Annotated in this window: 14 protein-coding genes; 12 read left to right on the forward strand and 2 right to left on the reverse strand. The window is 44.3% G+C overall.

Translation table 11 applies throughout. The features are described 5' to 3' along the window. Positions 1-132: 132 nt before the first annotated feature. Both ASN18_RS05770 and ASN18_RS05775 read left to right on the forward strand, forming a co-directional pair. Positions 133-1,956: a tetratricopeptide repeat protein gene (locus ASN18_RS05770; protein ID WP_085051798.1), complete on the forward strand. Its 1,824-nt coding sequence runs from the start codon at positions 133-135 to the stop codon at positions 1,954-1,956. A gap of 11 nt (positions 1,957-1,967) precedes the next feature. Further along, complete coding sequence (locus tag ASN18_RS05775; RefSeq protein WP_085051799.1) at positions 1,968-3,755, forward strand: tetratricopeptide repeat protein; 1,788 nt, start codon at positions 1,968-1,970, stop codon at positions 3,753-3,755. Here ASN18_RS05775 and ASN18_RS05780 read toward each other — a convergent pair. Together ASN18_RS05780 and ASN18_RS05785 are read right to left on the reverse strand one after the other, a co-directional pair. Next, entirely contained in the window at positions 3,748-4,533 is a 786-nt protein-coding gene (locus ASN18_RS05780; protein WP_085051800.1) for an ATP-binding protein, read from the reverse strand. The genes ASN18_RS05775 and ASN18_RS05780 overlap by 8 nt on opposite strands. A gap of 17 nt (positions 4,534-4,550) precedes the next feature. Next, a complete protein-coding gene (locus tag ASN18_RS05785) occupies positions 4,551-5,186 on the reverse strand; it encodes a DUF2155 domain-containing protein (RefSeq protein WP_085051801.1) in 636 nt (211 codons plus the stop codon). A 402-nt stretch (positions 5,187-5,588) separates the two neighbouring features. Between ASN18_RS05785 and ASN18_RS05790 the strand changes: the two genes are divergently transcribed. The 10 genes from ASN18_RS05790 (at position 5,589) to ASN18_RS05835 (ending at position 18,477) form a co-directional block, all read left to right on the forward strand. Next, positions 5,589-6,170 (forward strand): hypothetical protein, encoded by a 582-nt coding sequence (locus ASN18_RS05790; protein WP_085051802.1) that lies wholly within the window; start codon positions 5,589-5,591, stop codon positions 6,168-6,170. Between the two features lie 116 nt (positions 6,171-6,286). Beyond that, the gene (locus tag ASN18_RS05795) at positions 6,287-6,562 is read left to right on the forward strand and encodes a hypothetical protein (protein WP_157072853.1); all 276 of its coding nucleotides are present in this window, start codon (positions 6,287-6,289) and stop codon (positions 6,560-6,562) included. A 583-nt stretch (positions 6,563-7,145) separates the two neighbouring features. Then, complete coding sequence (locus tag ASN18_RS05800; protein ID WP_085051804.1) at positions 7,146-8,741, forward strand: alginate export family protein; 1,596 nt, start codon at positions 7,146-7,148, stop codon at positions 8,739-8,741. Positions 8,742-8,884: 143 nt separating this feature from the next. Next, positions 8,885-10,162: a multiheme c-type cytochrome (seleno)protein ExtKL gene (gene extKL / locus ASN18_RS05805; RefSeq protein ID WP_085051805.1), complete on the forward strand. Its 1,278-nt coding sequence runs from the start codon at positions 8,885-8,887 to the stop codon at positions 10,160-10,162. Positions 10,163-10,246: 84 nt separating this feature from the next. Further along, positions 10,247-11,311 (forward strand): FG-GAP-like repeat-containing protein, encoded by a 1,065-nt coding sequence (locus ASN18_RS05810; RefSeq protein ID WP_085051806.1) that lies wholly within the window; start codon positions 10,247-10,249, stop codon positions 11,309-11,311. Between the two features lie 427 nt (positions 11,312-11,738). After that, entirely contained in the window at positions 11,739-12,365 is a 627-nt protein-coding gene (locus tag ASN18_RS05815) for a class I SAM-dependent methyltransferase (protein WP_085051807.1), read from the forward strand. Between the two features lie 114 nt (positions 12,366-12,479). Continuing rightward, on the forward strand, positions 12,480-14,447 hold the full coding sequence (locus ASN18_RS05820; RefSeq protein ID WP_085051808.1) for a 4-alpha-glucanotransferase: 1,968 nt from the start codon (positions 12,480-12,482) through the stop codon (positions 14,445-14,447). Between the two features lie 46 nt (positions 14,448-14,493). After that, positions 14,494-16,605 (forward strand): glycogen debranching protein GlgX, encoded by a 2,112-nt coding sequence (glgX, locus tag ASN18_RS05825; RefSeq protein ID WP_085051809.1) that lies wholly within the window; start codon positions 14,494-14,496, stop codon positions 16,603-16,605. A gap of 226 nt (positions 16,606-16,831) precedes the next feature. After that, positions 16,832-17,935 (forward strand): DUF262 domain-containing protein, encoded by a 1,104-nt coding sequence (locus ASN18_RS05830; protein WP_085051810.1) that lies wholly within the window; start codon positions 16,832-16,834, stop codon positions 17,933-17,935. Beyond that, entirely contained in the window at positions 17,935-18,477 is a 543-nt protein-coding gene (locus ASN18_RS05835; protein WP_085051811.1) for a HEPN domain-containing protein, read from the forward strand. Before ASN18_RS05830 ends, ASN18_RS05835 begins: the two co-directional genes overlap by 1 nt. The last annotated feature ends 28 nt before the right edge of the window (positions 18,478-18,505 follow it).

Raw genomic sequence — 18,505 nt, forward strand, 5'->3', positions numbered from 1 at the left:
AAAATCGGGCCTGACACAGTTTAGTTAACAGACCCTTATTAACTGGATAGGACATTTCTACTTTGCTGTGACAATCCCACGCGCCGCTTGTTGAAAATAACCGCACCATTTACTTATAATAACTGCAGCCGTATGAATCCCCATAGAAGAAATTTAATTATCGCGCTCTTATTGGTTGTCATAACTTTTGGCGTTTATTGGAATGTCAGAGACAACTCATTCGTCAATATTGACGACCCTCAGTATGTTACCAGTAATCCATTCGTAAACAAGGGACTTACTTCCAAAAGTGTGCTTTGGGCATTTAAGACTACTTTCTTTGTCAACTGGCATCCGCTGACGTGGCTTTCTCATATGACCGATGTTGAGCTCTTCGGGCTTAATCCTGGTGGGCACCATTTGACAAGCCTTGTTATTCATATAATTAATACAGTATTGCTGTTTTTCCTCTTGAATCGCTTGACTTCATTGCCGTGGCAGAGCGCGTTTATAGCAGCGGTATTTGCCATCCACCCGCTTGCCGTTGAGTCTGTTGCCTGGGTATCCGAACGAAAAAATGTCCTCAGTTCGCTGTTCTGGTTCATTGGTCTATGGGCTTATATAGAATATCTCAAAAGGCCGAATTTTATCAGATACGCCGCCGTGTTTTTCTCTATGGCTATTGGGCTTATGGTAAAGCCTATGCTTGTCACATTTCCCGTGACGCTGTTGCTGTTGGATTACTGGCCGTTCAATAGATTTAAAGTGGGTGAGCAGACGACACTTCCACATGTTGTTCGTCTATTTTTTCGCGCAGTAATAGAGAAACTCCCGTTGTTTGCCCTCGCCGTCGCCTCTGCTATTGTGACATATGTAGTTCAGCTTCATGCGTATGCTGTTCAGCCCTTTAGCCAGCTTCCACTGAGCAGACGTTTTGCCACTGCTGCTGATTCTTACACTCAATATCTGAAAAAGATGGCGCTTCCATATGACCTTGCCATACCATATCCATACCCGGATACGCTGCCAGCGCTAAATGTATTCCTATCAGCGGCGTTTCTGACAATCGTAACCATTGTGGCAGTCCGGTTTTGGCGGAGCCGCCCGTATGTGCTGTTTGGTTGGAGTTTCTATCTGCTCACCATGCTGCCTGTGATACGCTTCATTCAAACTGGCAGGGAGGCTATTGCCGATAGATATACCTATGTGCCTATGATTGGGATTTTCTTAATAATTGCAATGGGGGCATCTGATATTTTATCAGGAAATCGTTTTAGAAAATACATTTTAACCTCTGCTGCCGCTGCGTGTCTCATATATCTGACCGCCTTTACTTGGGTTCAAATCGGCTACTGGAAAGACTCTTATACCCTGTTTAGTCATTCCATTAAAACGGTTGAAGGAAACTACATGGCGTATAACAACTACGGCGCGGCCTTTCTTGATGACCATAAACCAGAAAAGGCGGTGGAATTTTTTGCTAAGGGTCTCCAGATTAAGCCCGACAGCTCGGAACTCAACTATAGTATGGGCGAGGCCCTCACAAGACAGGGGAAGTTCGAGGAGGCCATTACCTACTTCGCCCGCTCCTCATCGCTCATGTTCTTCGACGGTGAGGCCGTCCTTAATAAGCGCTACGGTATAGTCCTTCTCAAAGAAAAAGACTACGCCGGGGCAGTCTCATATTTTAAGATTTCCCTCGCTATTCATCCAATGGACACCGAAGTGCTGAATAACATGGGGATTGCCCTGATGGGACTAAATAAGTCTGGAGAGGCGCTTGAGGCGTTCTCCCGCGGTGTTGCAATTAAGCCCGACAGCGGCACTCTGCGATTTAACAAGGGGCTGGCCCTCAAATCAATCGGCAAACTAAACGAGGCCATCGCAGAGTTTGAAGAGGCTGCGCGTCTCAACCCCTCCTCTGAGACCGTTCGTAACACCCTCAACTCAGCAAGGCACCAGGCAGCAGGGCCTTAAAGTCGGGGACTGTGCCTAATTACTTAAATTACTTGACAGCGATTTTTCTTGCGGCAGCAGTGTTTATCGTATATATTCCACTTAACACCAGCGACTTTGTGAGCTTTGATGACCCCAATTACATTACAATAAATTCATATATAAAAAGCGGCCTTACGCTGAATAATATAATGTGGTCATTTAAGAGTACATACTTTGCAAACTGGCATCCCGTCACATGGATTTCTCACATGGTAGACATCACTCTCTACGACATGAAGCCGATGGGACATCACCTGAGCAGCGTGTGTTTTCATGCCGGAAATACCGTGCTGTTATATCTGCTACTGTTGTTAATGACTGGTAAGTACGGCCAAAGCGCCGCCGCTGCTGTACTGTTTGCCTTTCATCCGTTTGCCGTAGAGTCTGTGGCCTGGGTGTCAGAGAGGAAAAACGTGCTATCGACTTTCTTTTGGCTCCTGACAATTGTAGTATATGTGTATTACACGCGGCGTCCTGCCCTTATAAAATATGCAGCAGCTCTCATGATATTTGCCTTGTCGCTGATGTCAAAACCGATGGCTGTAACACTGCCACTTACGCTCCTGCTTGTTGATCATTGGCCGCTTGGACGTTTTCAATCGGGGCAGCGCTCTGTCATTAAGGTCGCTGTTAAGGTCATTGTAGAGAAGATTCCGTTTTTCATATTGTCGCTTGCCAGCGGCATAGTTACAATACTAGTTCAGCAGAAGGAGGGGGCGATTGTCACGCTTGAGAGCCTGCCCTTTAGTCATCGCCTCATGAATGCCATTATGTCGTATTGGGGGTATTTAGAGAAAACCATTGTCCCGGCAGGGTTTGCCGTGTTCTATCCGCACGGGGATGTAGTAAGCGGGGCGGTCACAAAAGGGCTGTGTCTTTTACTAATTACTGTGACCGCATTTCTATTGAGAAAGAGGGCGCCGTATCTGCTTATGGGATGGTTGTGGTACATGCTGACGCTTGTACCAGTTATTCAGTTGATACAGGTTGGGGGGGCTGCAATGGCAGACCGCTATACCTACGTGCCGTTGATAGGGATTTATATAATGATATGCTTTGGGTTAGGCGGACTTGCCGGAGGGCGTCCGGTTGTTCAAAAGTTAGCTGGTGTAATGTTTGCGGCAGTGGTTGTTGTCCTTGCGGCATTAACGTGGCAGCAGGCAGGGTTCTGGAAGAACTCAGGGACACTTTTTAAACATGCTGCGGATGTGACCAAAGGAAACTATGTAGCCCACAACGAGTACGGTATGTATCTCATAAAGGAGGGGCGGCTGGATGATGCGATTGCGGAGTTTTCAAAGGGGCTTGAGGCTGCACCAGACAATACACTTTTAAATTTCAACATGTGGGAGGCCCTAAACACAAAGGGCCGCAAAGAAGAAGCCGAGAAGTATTTTCTTAAGGCAGTGCCGCGAACAACATATAACACAGCCGGGCCGTCTCTGTTTAAAGCGCGCGGAGTCGAACTGATGAGGGCAAAAGACTACAACAAGGCCGTCCAGTATTTTTTAAAGGCGCTGCAAGCAGCCCCGGACGACCCTGAACTTTATAATTACTTAGGATTGCTCCTCGGCGCTCAGAAAAAATATAAAGCAGCACTTGAATGTTTTGCAAATGGCTTAAAGGCCAATCCTTCTTCGCATATCTCGTGGGAACTCTATTTTCACAGGGGGTTGATACTCAGGGAGATGGGTAGAGAGGCAGAGGCCGAAGAGGATTTTAAGGAAAGCCTGCGCCTCAATCCTGACTCGCCGATTGTTCGTGCTATGGTTAAGTAGCTGACGCAATCAGCGTCTTTAGCACATCGTCTAAGATGGCATAATATGACTTTAGTGACGGTGCATCTTTAGGAATTTCTGCAACCGGTCTGCCGTTTAGGTCTGTATCGAAGACAGTCTTGTCATCCGGTATTACACCGGCTACGCTGAGGCCGAGTTCTGCGGCGTAGGCTTTTAGTTGAGCTGCGTCGTCAGGCCCTTTAACCCTGTTGATAATTAAGAATCGCTTGCCGGTTTGAAGTGAAAGCTCTTTAATGAGGTCATCTATTCTTTTTGCCGTTTTTATGCCCTTTACTGTAGCGTCACTCACAGTAAACATGATGTCCACGGCGCTGCTGGTGCGTCTGCTTAGGTGTTCCATACCGGCCTCGTTATCTATTACGACAAAGGAATAGTCGTCGGCTAGTTTATCTGTGTATTTTCTAATAATATTGTTGGCAGCGCAGTAGCAGCCCTGTCCTTCGGGGCGTCCCATGACAAGAAGGTCAAAGCCTGATGCCTCGACTATTGTTTGCTTTATCTGATAGTCGAATATCTCCTCTGTGGTGAGACCACCGGGGCGGTTCCCTAATCGAATGGTCTCAAGTGCTGTCTCTCTGATACTGCCGATTGTGGCATGGACATCAACACCGACAGCGAGATTAAGACAGGAGTTGCTGTCAGCATCAACGCCAAGTACAAGCCTGCCGGTTCTCTCGATTATGTATCGAATAGTCAGCCCTGCAAGGGTAGTCTTACCTGTTCCACCTTTCCCTGAGAATGCTATTATTTGTGCCATATCAATTCTCCCTCATCTCATTTCTGCGGGCCTTCAGCCATAACCGCTTCAACCATCACAATTGCAAATCTGTCGTGCTGAAATGGATGGACATCCGGATATTTAGAGTATAGCCAGCCCTTAAATAGTTCTTTACCAGAGTCTGAGATAATCACGTTGACAGCCGGATTGTTCAGCTCTGCGGAGACAGATGTTATTGTGAGAGAGTCCATTCTGAAATCAGGGAGAAACACAACAGGCTTAACTGTCATCGATGAGTCTGGAATCTTGTATTCAGAGCCGAGTTTGACGGATACAGCTTGAGCCTTGCTATTTTTTTTATCTGTAATGGAGAGTTTCACGGATTCCCACTTGCCCTTAACGTTGTCTGGTACGACGATTTCGGTTTGATGTTTCTCGCCACTGGCGTGGCCTTCGGGACGGCTGTCTGGTGTGGCGGCTTCATTGTTGTCATGATGCGCATGGCCTTCATGGCTTTTGTCAGAATCAGCAGATTGATTATTGGAGCGTGGAGCTTCTGTCTTTTGCTTTGCAAGGGTCTCAGTATTAATGCTAACCTCAGGGGCAGGTGATGGTTTGTCAGAACATGCACTTATAACCATCACCAAAACCACTGACATCGATATGTTCAACATATTTTTCATAAACCTCATAATAATAACCCCCACATAATAATATGTATACTTACCAGCATACAACGAAGTTTCGCACTATTGGCATGGTAATGTCAATAGTATAGCAGGAATTTGTCACAGCATAACAGGAAATGGTCGGCAGAGATATTGCAATAACCATTCGATGGGTGTATTATAATGGCTACGGCAGTTGCTGTACGGAAGCAGTATAATATAGATGAATGAAATACATTGATGAATGTGTCACTTTAGGATTTAGCAGGTAAACGTGAATATAACTGAGGATTTTGACAAACTAAGAACCGTGACTATGGCAGCAATATTAAAGTTATTCTTTAATTTATAATGAATTGTGAAATCAAATATCCCAGGCGTATAGTTTCTCAATTCGTAGTAATTGTATCCGCGTTGATGTTAGTTATGTCTATGGGCGGGTGCCTCGTTCAATCACAATATGGGATTGTCTCCGATGACAGGTCTAATCTCTCATATAATAAAAATTTGTACGGTCAGTGGACAAATGAAACTAATCTGTATAATATTTTTTATAATCCTAATACTAAAACCTCCTATTATTGGGTTGTTGAGGCTGATGAAAAGATTGGACTCGCGGCCAAAAGTGATATTGTGGAGTTTAATCTGGTTAAAATCGCCGGTTCCCTGTATGTAGATATGCAGTTAACTGAATACAAAGGCAAGAAAACACACAACATCTTAAAAATAGAGTTTATTGACCCAAACACTCTATATGTGTATCTCTTTAATCTTGATAAAGACTATCTCCAGAGACACTCTGATGAGATAACATTTGCAAATTCAAAAGGGGCCGCAGACTCCGAAGACTTCCTGATTACCTCTGGTACAAAGCAATTACAGCAGTTCATAAAAAAGCACGATCACCTGTTTGATGGCAATCCGTTGGTCTTCAGAAAGGTCAAAGGCACAAATAACGATACCGTAAAAGGCCTCCTTAAGTCTTATTTTGGTATTAAGAACAACTAACATCCCCGTTAAGGCGTGGCCTGTGCGTTGACCAAATATTTTTTATTAATAAGACTTGACATTAGCGTATTCTTCTTAGTTTAATAATAGATATGCGAAGGACATTAAGATTCAAGGTGGCACTGATATTGGCGCTCGTGATGTGTTTATCGCTTGTAGCGCCGCCAGTGACGCTTAATATGGTGAGCAACGGTGGAAAGACTGCTATTGCTGCACTAGACGTATGTAATGCATCGAAGACGTTTCTCTCAGCCGCTGAACTCCCTTTAGTATATCCTATGGCATATGACTACACTGCTGTTGTGTCTGCTGATAGTTTTGTGCCATATTCTGAACGTATAGCCGCAACGCCGTTTTCCTTCACAAAAGACCAGCCTCCAAAATCCGTGTAACACATCTGTACAGCTTCTTAACTTAGCTGTGTGAACAGCTATATAGTGGCTGCGCCGTATTTTCAAGTAATAGTGGCCAGTGATTTGAATACCGGCTTTTTAAAATGTTGTTACTAAATTACACGGAGAAAGGTTTACAATGGAGAAAGTTCTATTAGTTATTGGCTTAATATCATTAAATTTATATGCAGTTGGCAGTAATGTCCTCCTCCTCACAATACACCGCCATTTCGACTCAAACGGCTCTTTAGCCGTCATAACGGGACTGGGAGTTGTTTCGATCTCCTCGACACTCTTTATCCCGTTATGTTCTCTTTTTTTTGATAATAATTACAATCTTAATATACAGCGCCTTTCCAATTTAGACAGCCTGATTGTCGGCATAGCGGGACGGGAATTGTTCAGCCCCCTTCCTGCTCCCGTTGTGTTTTCCTTGAGAAACTCGTTCAAAAAATCTCACTTGAACAGAATTACATCATGGTGTACAGCTGGTCTTAAAGCTTGATTATTAACAATATTTACCAATACCGCCTTTGGCGGAATAATTACTCTGTGTTTTAGGAGATACAAGGAGGAACTGAAGATGAGGAAGTTTGCAGCAGCTGTGATGACAATGCTGTTAGTACTCAGTTTTGCACTGACGGCACGCGCCGCAGACGCGCAGTCGGATACAGCCGTAACAGCAAAAGGAAACACCAAGATAACAATTGGTGGAATGATTATGTTTAGGGGTGAGTATACTCACAACAGATCTAACCAGTTAAACGATGGCAATCAGTATTATAGCTCAAGAATTGTATCCCCTTTTGGGGTAACTCTCTCAAAAAACAGCGGTCCAATAACCCCAAACAATGACCATCAGGCATATTATGACGGTATGTTAAATCTTAATATAGACGTAAAAGTATCGGACAGCGTTGAGGGTTATGTTGAACTGCAATCGGGTACTGCAAACAACACCGACATGTGGATGTGGGGCAACATGGGTGATTCCACATACGGCGGTACGATGGCAACCGGCACAGGCGCAACAGGCGTATACCAAAGCGGCAACTCGAAAGTAGGCAGTATGTTCATCCGTCAGGCATGGATTAAGTATGAACAGCCAATGTACGGTATTAAGGTTGGACACCAACTGCTGATGCTCGGCAATGGACTGTTTTTTGACCATACAAAGTTCGGAGACGATGCAATCGTAATATGGGTAAATCCTATAAAAAACTTCCACATCGGAGCGTTAACGGCGAAGTTCAGAGAAGGCACGGGCGCAACCAGCGCATATGTAGCCCAGACTGCAGCAGCAACCCCGGGTGGCACCGGTCTGGCTAACGATTCAGACGCATATGTATTATTAGCTACATACAAAGGCACCAACTACAACGTAAGCGCCGATGTAACGATGGTTAATGACCAGTCCATATCAGCAAGTACACCGGTTGCCGGAGGCCCTACGTTTAACGACAACGCGCATCTTTGGAACCTCGGTCTTCGCGGCGATGCTCAACTCAGCGCAGCTACATTAAGGGGCGACCTCGAATTCCAGACCGGTACGTGGATTCACAATTCACCTGGTCAGAACAATGGACGTTTCAGAGGTTGGGCAGCACTGGCAGGCCTTGATTATAAGGTTGGACCAGTTAAACTTACTGGTGAGTTTGCATATGGCAGCGGTAAGGCAGGCGATGACACTGGCAGTGACATCAACCAGTTTGTCACCTCATTAGGAAATACCCAGCACTACACCTATGTATATGAGTATCGCGTTAAGTCGGCAGCTGGTGGAATCAGCACAGGTCTTTCTAACACAATATATGTAAAGGGTGGTGCAAAAGTAGACATAACAAAGCAGCTGAGTGCCGAGGCATATTTGTACTGGTTGTACGCAGCTAAAGCAGTAGCGCTTAATGATGCAGGCGGATTTATAGCCGGTATCCCATACAACCCTAACATGTCAAGAGACCTTGGCTGGGAACTCGATGCGAAGGTCACCTATTCATTCGCAAAGAACCTGAAATACTGGGTAGAGGGCGGCTACTTCTGGACGGGCACAGCGTATGACTATAGAACCAGCCAAACGACATATGTAAATGCTTCAGCCCCAACACCTACGTACAACACCTATACATACTCAAGAGATAACGCATATGCCATAAGAAATGGTATTTGTTTAAACTTCTGATAACATATGCACCGCGCGGCACTTAATGTGCCGCGCGTAATACTTATTGCTGGGAGGTGATTGACAAAAAAGGTATGAACATGACGCTGAAACATGTGTAAAGAAAGACGCGTAAGTAAAAAATTATAAGGAGGAACTAATCAATGAGAGTGATTAAAGTATTGGTAGTATCTGCCATTCTATGCGCGCTTATGATTCCTGTGTCAGCAATGGCGAAAGAGTATGGGACGTTGAAAGAGGTAATCGATGCGTATGACTCGTCAAGGTGTAAGCAGTGCCACGAACAAATCTACAAGGACTGGGAGAAAGCAGCCCATTCGATGCCAATTATGGGACCGTTTAATAAGACACTTGGTACTCTTCAGGATTATCTGAAACAGCGCAATCCCGAAAAGGGCGAGTTCAAAAAATCAAACGAAGTTACGAAGAGCATGAAAGAGTACATGATGCCGTGCTTTGTCTGCCATGTGCCTCAACTTAGAGAAATGTCTGAAAAAGCAGCTCATGAACTTGCCGATGCGGTGTTAAAAGAAAACTATGACGTGTTGGAGAAACTCCAGATCAACTGTATCGTATGCCACAATCAAATCCCCATACTAAGGAAATTCAGAGATGGTAATCCAGAGCCTGATACGGTATATGGCAATAAAGACCTCGGCGGTGCACATCCAGATAAGGTATTTACAAAATCGAAGCGCCATGAGATGATAGAAGACTCCTCGTTTTGCGGGCAGTGCCACCAGGGGCCGAATGTTGTAACCTCCCTTGTCCTGCCCTCGTCTGAACCTATGTGGTGTGTATCAAATTATGATAGCTGGCTTCAGAACTACATACCAAACGGAGGGGATAAAAACTGCCAGGACTGCCACATGAGGGCGCCAAACACCGGTCATCGTTTCCCGCCAAACTATCAGGACTATAAGTATGAGATGGAAAGGCTTAAAAAGCACATAAAATTTGATGCAACGGCTATGGCCTATACTCAGCAAATAAAAGTGCCTGAGCTAATATCCATCCCAATGGTCGTTATAAAGACCAAGACATGGACTGAGGAGATCGGACACAGGTTTACAGACGGATGTCCGTCACCGTCGCACTTTTTGTTAAAGGTGACAGTGAAGGGAAAGGACGGCAAAGAGCTTTTCAATGAAACAAAGTACTATTTCCCGCAGAAAAAGCGCGCTGACGCGGAGAACAAGGTAATATTTGCTTCATTAAGAAAGCTGACTCTTCTGAGGGATACAACGCTGCAGCCTTTCAAGGCTAACGAAGAGACATTTGAGGTGAAGCTGCCAAAGGATGTAGAAGATGCTACAGTTGAGGCAACTCTGACATTAGTCATAGAGCCTGGCGTGAAGGAAGCCGTATATGAGCTAGGAAAATTCTCGAAATTTGTGAGTATAAAAGGCCGCAAGCAGTAATTTAAAGCCAATGCACTCTGTAGCGTGATATCCAGGGGGGGCTGGTCATAATGCCAGCCCCCCATTAATAAAGGAGACTGATTGATGAGAAAGAGTAAACTGTTGTTAGTAATGTTTTATGCCGCAGTGACGGCAATCTGCCAAACACATGTCTATGCAGCCAGTGATGGGGTATCGCTCTATGAGTCAAATTGTATCCACTGCCACAACGCAATCCCGGCAACTGACCCACGTTTTTATAACGCAGCCACTTCAACCATAAAAAGTGCTATAACAAATATCAGTGCCATGAAAAGCACCAGTTCTATTCAAACCCTGACCTCAACGCAGGTTCAGTCTATTGCCGATTACATAAACAGTACAGGTATGACTTCAAACTGGATAGCCGCCGCAGTGGGCGATTTCAACAGCGATGGAAAAACAGACATATTATGGAGGGACACATTAAACGGCTATAACTATGTATGGCTAATGGATGGAACCACTGTAAGCAGTGGATATTTTCTGCCGACATTTGCAAACAAGGCATGGTATGTTGCAGGAGTAGGAGATTTCAGCATACATGGCCATGCAAAGCACCCAGACGGTTACGCGGACATTTTATGGAGAAATCCTTCAACCGGAGAAAACGCGATATGGAAGTTAAAGAGTGATAACGTAACAAGTACAGTAGTCCTTCCTGCCCTAAGCGGCAGGAACTGGGCGGTGACCGGGCTGGGGCATTTTGATAACGACACGGTTAGCCTTGACATCCTTTGGAGGGATTTGGCTAATGGTTACAATGCTGTATGGTACTTAAGCGGCACCACTGTAAACAACATTGGTGTACTGCCTGATTTAACTGATGATATGTGGGTAGTGGCTGGCACTGGCGATTTTAATCGCGATGGTTTAACCGATGTAGTATGGAGACATAAGATGTACGGTAATAATGCTGTATGGCTTCTCAATTGGACATCGATAGCCAGCGCGCAGTTGCTGCCGACAGTGGCCGATATGAACTGGACAATTGTAGCCATAGGGGATTTTAACGCTGATGGTTATCCAGATATCCTGTGGAGAAATCAAAATATCGGGGCAAATGCAATCTGGCTGATGAACGGCACAGCGGTGAATAGTACAGTAGTGCTTCCATCATTCGGGCCGTAGTAATTCGCCATAATAATTCTATTAATGGGCCTGTCTTTTACGGCGGGGCAGGCCTTTTCACATATGTAACACCATGTTGTCCTACAGTGTTCCGAAACAAAATCATTGCATGAATCTACACACGATATTGTATAATAATAAAGCAGCGCTGAACCCATTGTTAAGGAGGACCGTCGAGATGCCGCAAATAGATATCAAGTGGGTCGTACCTCATGTATTAAGGGCAAGCTGAGTTGCTGGCGCTCTGCCGGAGACAGGGCTAAAGTCCAGTGATGCAATAATACACTTCCTAAGCAGTGCCCCAAAGCACTTGTGGTCATTAGACATTAACTTCAACTGTTCAAAGAGTAATTCCAAAATCAAACTAACACCAGCTTCAGACTATGTCCTGATCACTGGTGCTTATTAAATTCAAAGGATGGATATTATGAATAACAAACTTGAGCGTAAAGACTACTGGGACGATGTTTATAAAAACAAACTGCCGAATCAGGTGAGCTGGTATGAAGAGTTTCCTGTGGTATCATTTGATATGATTGAAGCTTCAGGAGTCGGGCCTGACGCCAATATTATTGACGTTGGGGGAGGTGCGTCAAACCTCGTAGATAATCTCCTATCCAATGGATATAGAAGGATAACTGTCCTGGATGTCGCTCCCTTGTCAATAGACAAGGCAAAGGAGAGGCTTAAGGGTAAGGCCGGTAGTGTTAAATGGCTGGAGGCCGATATTACAGAGGTCAAACTCACTGAAGATTATGACGTTTGGCACGACAGGGCGGTTTTTCACTTTCTTACTAATGCAGATGACAGAAAGAGATATGTCAGCGCTGTCAGGCAGTCACTGAAGATAGGCGGTCATCTCATCATTTCAACGTTTTCTGTAGACGGCCCAATGAAATGCAGCGGTTTAGACGTGGTAAGGTATAGCCCTCAGACGTTGAGTAGTGAGTTTGGGGATGATTTTCAGTTGATAGAGTCTTCCCATGTTGAACACATAACACCAGCAAAGGTGGTGCAGAGGTTTATTTTTTGCCGCTTTAAGAGGGTTAGATAAAAAACTTGGGTCTTCCCCCTTTATTATATAACGGGATTTATACTATACTTTACGAGTTAAATATGTATCTCGTTGGGCAGGGCCGTAATCCAATATTTTAAAGGGGGTAGAGCTATGAAGTTTGGCGGTATAACGCGTTTTCTCACGGGAGTGGCAATCCCGGTGTTTTCGATAAGGACGGAGGAAGGCTGCGGGGTAGGTGAATTCCTTGATTTGATAAAGATGGGCTCGTGGTGTCAGAAGTCAGGTGTGGATGTCATTCAGATTTTACCGGTTAACGACACCGGGGCGGATTCGTCTCCATATAATGCAATAAGCGCCTTCGCGCTCCATCCGATTTATGTACGGCTAATGGAGCTGACTGCTTCTGTTAAGGTTTTTAAAGAGGAATATAAAGAGGAAATCAACGCAGCCACCTTGCGTTTTAATGCCCTTGAGCTTGTCGATTATCAAGCCGTTCGGCAATTTAAAGAGCAGATGCTCAAAAAGATATATGAAGACAACATCGATTCCATAAAGAAAGATAAGACCATTAAGACATGGCTAGATTCCAACCAGTGGGTAAAGCACTACGCTGTATATCGCTGCTTAAAGGACATTAATAATCAAAACTGGTGGAAGGCCTGGAGTACGCTGAAAGACCCAAAGGCTGGGGAGATCGACGCCTACTGGGATGACCAGCAAGATGATGTCATGTTTTACGCATGGGTGCAGTTCGAGCTTGAAAAGCAACTGAAGAAGGCTGCTCAGGCGCTTGAGTTCAAGGGGCTTCGATTAAAAGGTGATATCCCGATAATGATAAACGAAGACAGTGCCGATGTATGGGCGCAAAGGAAATACTTCGATCTCAGTATGAGGGCAGGGGCACCGCCCGATATGTTTTCAGAAAGCGGCCAGAACTGGGGTTTTCCCTGCTATAACTGGGAAGTGCTGGAAAAAGAAGACTATCAGTGGTGGCGCCAAAGGCTTAAGCAGGCGTCAAAATTCTACCACGCCTACCGTATAGACCATGTGCTGGGGTTTTTCCGCATCTGGGGAATTCCTGAGAAAGAGAAAACCGGCATACTTGGGTATTTTGCCCCGGCAGTTCAGATCAAGAAGGCCGATTTAATAAAGTATGGATTTGATGAGGAGAGGATAAAGACCTTTGTACATCCGGTATTTACGCGGTCATATGTGACGAGCCTCTTTGGAAATGCCTCAGAGGGTGTGATAAATAAATATTTCGAGACTACAGCCACCGGTCATCTGGCCTTTATAAGCGCAATTGAAGGTGAAAGGGCAATAGCCGCACTGCCGGAAGACCATTCAGTCAGGGATAAACTTACCGGGCTCTATCACAATAGAATCCTGCTTGATGCAGGCAGTGGCTATCTGCCGACATGGTATTACTACAGGACGATGACGTTTAACAATATGAATGATGACGAGCGCAGGCGGATAAGGGAATTAGTCGAGGCAAGCAATACCGCACAAGAGGATTTATGGCGAATAAACGGTAAAAAGCTCCTGTCCATGATGTGTGAGACTACGGACATGCTGGTCTGTGCCGAAGACCTCGGTGCGATACCAAAGTGTGTCCCTGGCGTTTTGGAAGAACTGAAGATTCTTGGCCTCAAAGTAGAGCGCTGGGCAAGAGACTATGACAAGCACAACTCCCCATATATAGACACGTATCACTATCCACGCCTTTCTGTATGTTCACCGTCGGTACATGACACATCGACGCTGCGCGGCTGGTGGGAAGAGGCCAACTGGGACAGAAACCAGTATTACTACACCATTGGGATGCACGGTGAGTGTCCCAAATACCTGACAACTGAACTGGCGGAAAAGATAATATGGCGCAGCTTAAATGCCGGCTCAACCCTAACGATTCTACTTTTCCAGGACCTGCTGTCACTCTACTATAATCTGCGTACAAAGGACCATGAGCAGGAGAGAGTAAACGTCCCCGGCACTGTAACGCCAAAAAACTGGGCATACAGGATGAAAGACAATATGGACAAGATGATAAATTACGACGAGTATAACAGCTATCTGAGCAGGCTGATTGAAGAACGCCGTAGGCGCTCTTTTTGAACAATGACTCAGCCGTCGAACTAAACTGAGGATGGATATACTGTAAATGAAAGAGCTAAAACATGACAACTTACTGTCGAAATCAGGCAATATAGAAATCTACAGAGGCACTCCAGCCTATCTTGGCGCGACCCTAATGCGTGATGGTGTGAATTTAGCAGTGTTTTCCAAACACGCTGAACACGTAACCCTTGTGATTTTTCAGGCAGGGGTACGTAAACCGACAGCAGAGATAATACTTAACCCCTCTTACAATAAAACAGGCGACATCTGGCACGTGTTTTTGCGTGGCATCGACACCACGGCGCGCTATGGCTACCGCATGGGCCGCACGTCGAAAAAGGATGCGAATCTCCACAGGTTTAACGACAAGAAGCTGCTGTTAGACCCATACGCAAAGGCCATTGTTGGTGCTGCAAAATGGGGGAAAGTTTATCACCGACGCGGCGGCGAGGCTGAAAATGCCAACGTAAATGAACGCCGTTCAATAATTATAGACGACGATTTTGATTGGGGTTACGACCAGCCGCTAAATATTCCCTTAAAGGATTCAATAATCTACGAGATGCACGTGCGCGGCTTTACGCAGCATCCCACCTCCGCTGTGGATAAACCAGGCACATATGCCGGTATTGTTGAAAAGATCCCATATCTGAAAGAATTAGGCATAACGGCTGTAGAGCTTCTCCCTATTTTTGAGTTTGAGGAGATGGACTCTGACAGACTGAATCCTGTAACCGGGGAGCGACTACTTAATTTCTGGGGTTATCAGCCCATATCGTTCTTTGCCCCTAAGGCATCATACGCCCATGACAGCGTCAACGGCGGTCAGGTCAGTGAATTTAAGTCGATGGTTAAGAAATTCCACGAGGACGGCATAGAGGTCATCCTCGATGTTGTGTTCAATCACACGGCAGAGGGGAATGAAAAAGGCCCGACGTTTTCGTTTAAAGGAATCGACAATTCGATATATTATATAATTGAACCGGGAACCGGTGATTACCATAATTACTCTGGCTGTGGTAATACGCTGAATTGCAACCACCCGGTGGTGCGTGATATGATAGTGAATTGCCTGAGATACTGGGTGATGGAGATGCATATAGATGGTTTCAGATTCGACCTTGCCTCTATACTGGGCAGGGGGCGTGACGGTTCGGTTCTTAAAAATCCCCCACTACTGGAGAGGATAGCCGCAGACCCTGTGCTTGCCAATACGAAGCTGATAGCAGAGGCATGGGACGCCGCAGGTCTTTATCAGGTGGGCACATTTCCCAACTGGGGCAGATGGGCAGAGTGGAATGGGAAATTTCGAGACGATGTCAGGCGCTTTATCAGAGGGGAAAAGGGTCTCGTACCGGTCATGATGAAAAGGCTCACCGGCTCCCCAGACCTGTATGCACAGGGTGGGCGCGAACCCTATCACAGCATTAATTTCATAACAAGCCATGATGGATTTACCTTAAAAGACCTTGTCTCATACGACAGGAAACATAACGAGAGCAACGGTGAAGACAACCGAGATGGTTCGGACGACAATCAGAGCTGGAACTGCGGCTGGGAAGGGCCTACTGATTCATGGGATATAAATAATTTGCGAATGAGGCAGATGAAGAACTTTACAGCGATTCTGCTTATCTCACACGGGGTGCCGATGATACTTGGCGGCGATGAGCTGGGGCGTACTCAGCAGGGTAACAACAACGCCTACTGTCATGACAACAAAATCAGCTGGGTTGATTGGAAGTTGACAGAAACAAACGGCAGCCTCGTCAGGTTTTTCAGATTATTAACAAAGTTCAGGAAGAGGATGCCATTATTAAAACCTGAGACATTCCAGGAAAACGGGACAAGTACGGTGTCGTGGCATGGCGTAAAACTCAACAAACCGGACATTGACTATCACTCAAGAACCCTGGCTATGCTGCAATCCAGCTCATCTGATGGAAGTGATATGTACCTGAGTATGAACGCCTACTACGAGCAATTACGGTTTGACCTGCCGCCTCTTCCTCAGAGCAAAAAGTGGTACCGGGTCGTTGATACTAATCTTGAGCCGCCGCATGATATAGAGGATACAGGTGAGGAGGTAGTACTCAACGAACAGAGGTTTTACTATGTTGCACCGCGTTCGGTTCTGATACTGATAAGCAAGTGACATTGCCGTATAAAAATTTTTGAGACAAATGTTATAATAACTTATATAGAGATTAAGGGTCTCATAATAATATAGATTCAAAGGGGCGAAGCCCCGTAGATGGGGTGCAGGGGACAAGTTCCCTGCCGGGAGTTTGAGGGCAGAGCCCTCATTCTTCAAGTAGGTTCTATTATGAGATACTTAATAACACCTCGTGAAATTAATCATAGATTATAGAGGAGGAAACATGGATACACGCACAGAAGAGGATATAACAGAAGAGGAACTAATAGAAAACTTAGAAGATAAAGAAAATAAACTTTCTCAACAAGATGATTATAACGAAATACCTCCTTCTGATATAGTATCATTCAATGAATTGCGATCTTGTGCAGAACTTGTGCGTATGTATCAAACTAATCAGATAGTTATTAAGCCTGAGTTTCAGCGGGATGTTGTATGGTCAAAACCGTCTAAAACACGGTTTGTAGATTCTTTGGTGAAACAGTTACCGGTTCCTAGTATGTGCATTAGTTTGGACTATAAAACAGATGAGCGTCTGGTTATAGATGGTCTTCAGCGAATTGATACCATCATTAGCTTTCTAATGAAAGATAATGTGGCACTGTCGAGGCTTGATGATGTAGATGAGCGTATTTCCGGAAAGACACCTTTACAAATAAAGAAAGAACATCCTGATATTTATAGTCGCTTTCAGAATTTGATGATTCCTATTACAGTTATACGATGTGATTATTCAAAAAAGAATCACAAGAATTTTCTGTTCAAAATATTCCATAGGCTTAATACTGGAGGGAATAAATTAACTAATCAAGAAATAAGAAATTGTATATATCAAGGTAAATTTAATAATTTACTAATGTCTCTTGTTACTTATCCAAAATTTAGAAAATTATATAGGTTAGAAGATGATAAGACATATAGGTTTGCTTACGAGGAGTTGATCTTGAGATTCTTTGCCTTATATGAAACATATGAATCATATAATGGAAGTCTTGCCAGATATCTTAATGATTATATGTATGATCACAAAGAAGACGATTCAAATATAAAAAAGGGTTTATTTTATCGAGTAGTCGATCTGATGGTTTCAATATTTGAGAACTATGAACAAGAGTCAAGATTAAGCAAGGCATTAAGCGAGGCGCTTTTTGTAGGTATAGGAAAAAATATTGAGAAGCTTGAAAAAGAAGATAAGAAGGCATTGCTCCATCGGTTTACTGCGTTGAGAGATGATGATAATTTTTCAACAGATAGTTTAAAGAGTGGACTTTCCAAGAAAGAAAGTGTTACCAAAAGAATCAAGCGGGCGGTTGAGATTTTTAGTTAATGGTAGATAAGGAAAGTATATCTGATATTCTGAAGGAATTAGATAAGAGCTTTAAAATCTCACTTTTATCACCAAATTATATTGACAGTGTCTTTATTGCTAAACTTGGGGTCTTGGAGTTTTGCGGTTGGATTGAATATACAATGGACAGTATCGTCAAGAGCGCTTTAGATGGTAAATTGCAAACAGATAAATATAAAAAAATGTTGTCAGATGACATTATAGGTAAGACTTATGGTTTCCAATATATAACACATTTCAGACCTATGCTAATAAAGGCATTGGGTATTGTCAATATGGAAAAAATAGAAATTAGTTTAACAGTTCAGTTGGGTACACTTAGTGGTATACTAAATACGTTGATAAAACAGAGAAATAAAGCAGCTCATACATTTGGCAGCAATATACCCAAGAATTATGATGCACCATCAACCATGATAGGGTATCTCGAACAAATATGTCCCATATTGGAAGCCATTGATGAAATGATTACGAATAATGATGAAGAATATTTAATATTGGGATTACCACTATATGGATGATAGCAACTTCTTGAGAGTTCTATATATC

Source organism: Candidatus Magnetominusculus xianensis (genome assembly GCA_001541255.1).
In the GTDB taxonomy this organism is placed as follows: Bacteria; Nitrospirota; Thermodesulfovibrionia; order Thermodesulfovibrionales; family Magnetobacteriaceae; genus Magnetominusculus; species Magnetominusculus xianensis.

Bases quoted from the DNA above. Each gene is read 5' to 3' on its own strand.
- ASN18_RS05770 (WP_085051798.1), top strand. From the start codon at position 133: ATGAATCCCCATAGAAGAAATTTAATTATCGCGCTCTTATTGGTTGTC.
- ASN18_RS05780 (WP_085051800.1), bottom strand. From the start codon at position 4,533: ATGGCACAAATAATAGCATTCTCAGGGAAAGGTGGAACAGGTAAGACT.
- ASN18_RS05785 (WP_085051801.1), bottom strand. From the start codon at position 5,186: ATGAGGTTTATGAAAAATATGTTGAACATATCGATGTCAGTGGTTTTG.
- ASN18_RS05790 (WP_085051802.1), top strand. From the start codon at position 5,589: ATGTCTATGGGCGGGTGCCTCGTTCAATCACAATATGGGATTGTCTCC.
- ASN18_RS05800 (WP_085051804.1), top strand. From the start codon at position 7,146: ATGAGGAAGTTTGCAGCAGCTGTGATGACAATGCTGTTAGTACTCAGT.
- extKL (WP_085051805.1), top strand. From the start codon at position 8,885: ATGAGAGTGATTAAAGTATTGGTAGTATCTGCCATTCTATGCGCGCTT.
- ASN18_RS05810 (WP_085051806.1), top strand. From the start codon at position 10,247: ATGAGAAAGAGTAAACTGTTGTTAGTAATGTTTTATGCCGCAGTGACG.
- ASN18_RS05815 (WP_085051807.1), top strand. From the start codon at position 11,739: ATGAATAACAAACTTGAGCGTAAAGACTACTGGGACGATGTTTATAAA.
- ASN18_RS05820 (WP_085051808.1), top strand. From the start codon at position 12,480: ATGAAGTTTGGCGGTATAACGCGTTTTCTCACGGGAGTGGCAATCCCG.
- glgX (WP_085051809.1), top strand. From the start codon at position 14,494: ATGAAAGAGCTAAAACATGACAACTTACTGTCGAAATCAGGCAATATA.
- ASN18_RS05830 (WP_085051810.1), top strand. From the start codon at position 16,832: ATGGATACACGCACAGAAGAGGATATAACAGAAGAGGAACTAATAGAA.
- ASN18_RS05835 (WP_085051811.1), top strand. From the start codon at position 17,935: ATGGTAGATAAGGAAAGTATATCTGATATTCTGAAGGAATTAGATAAG.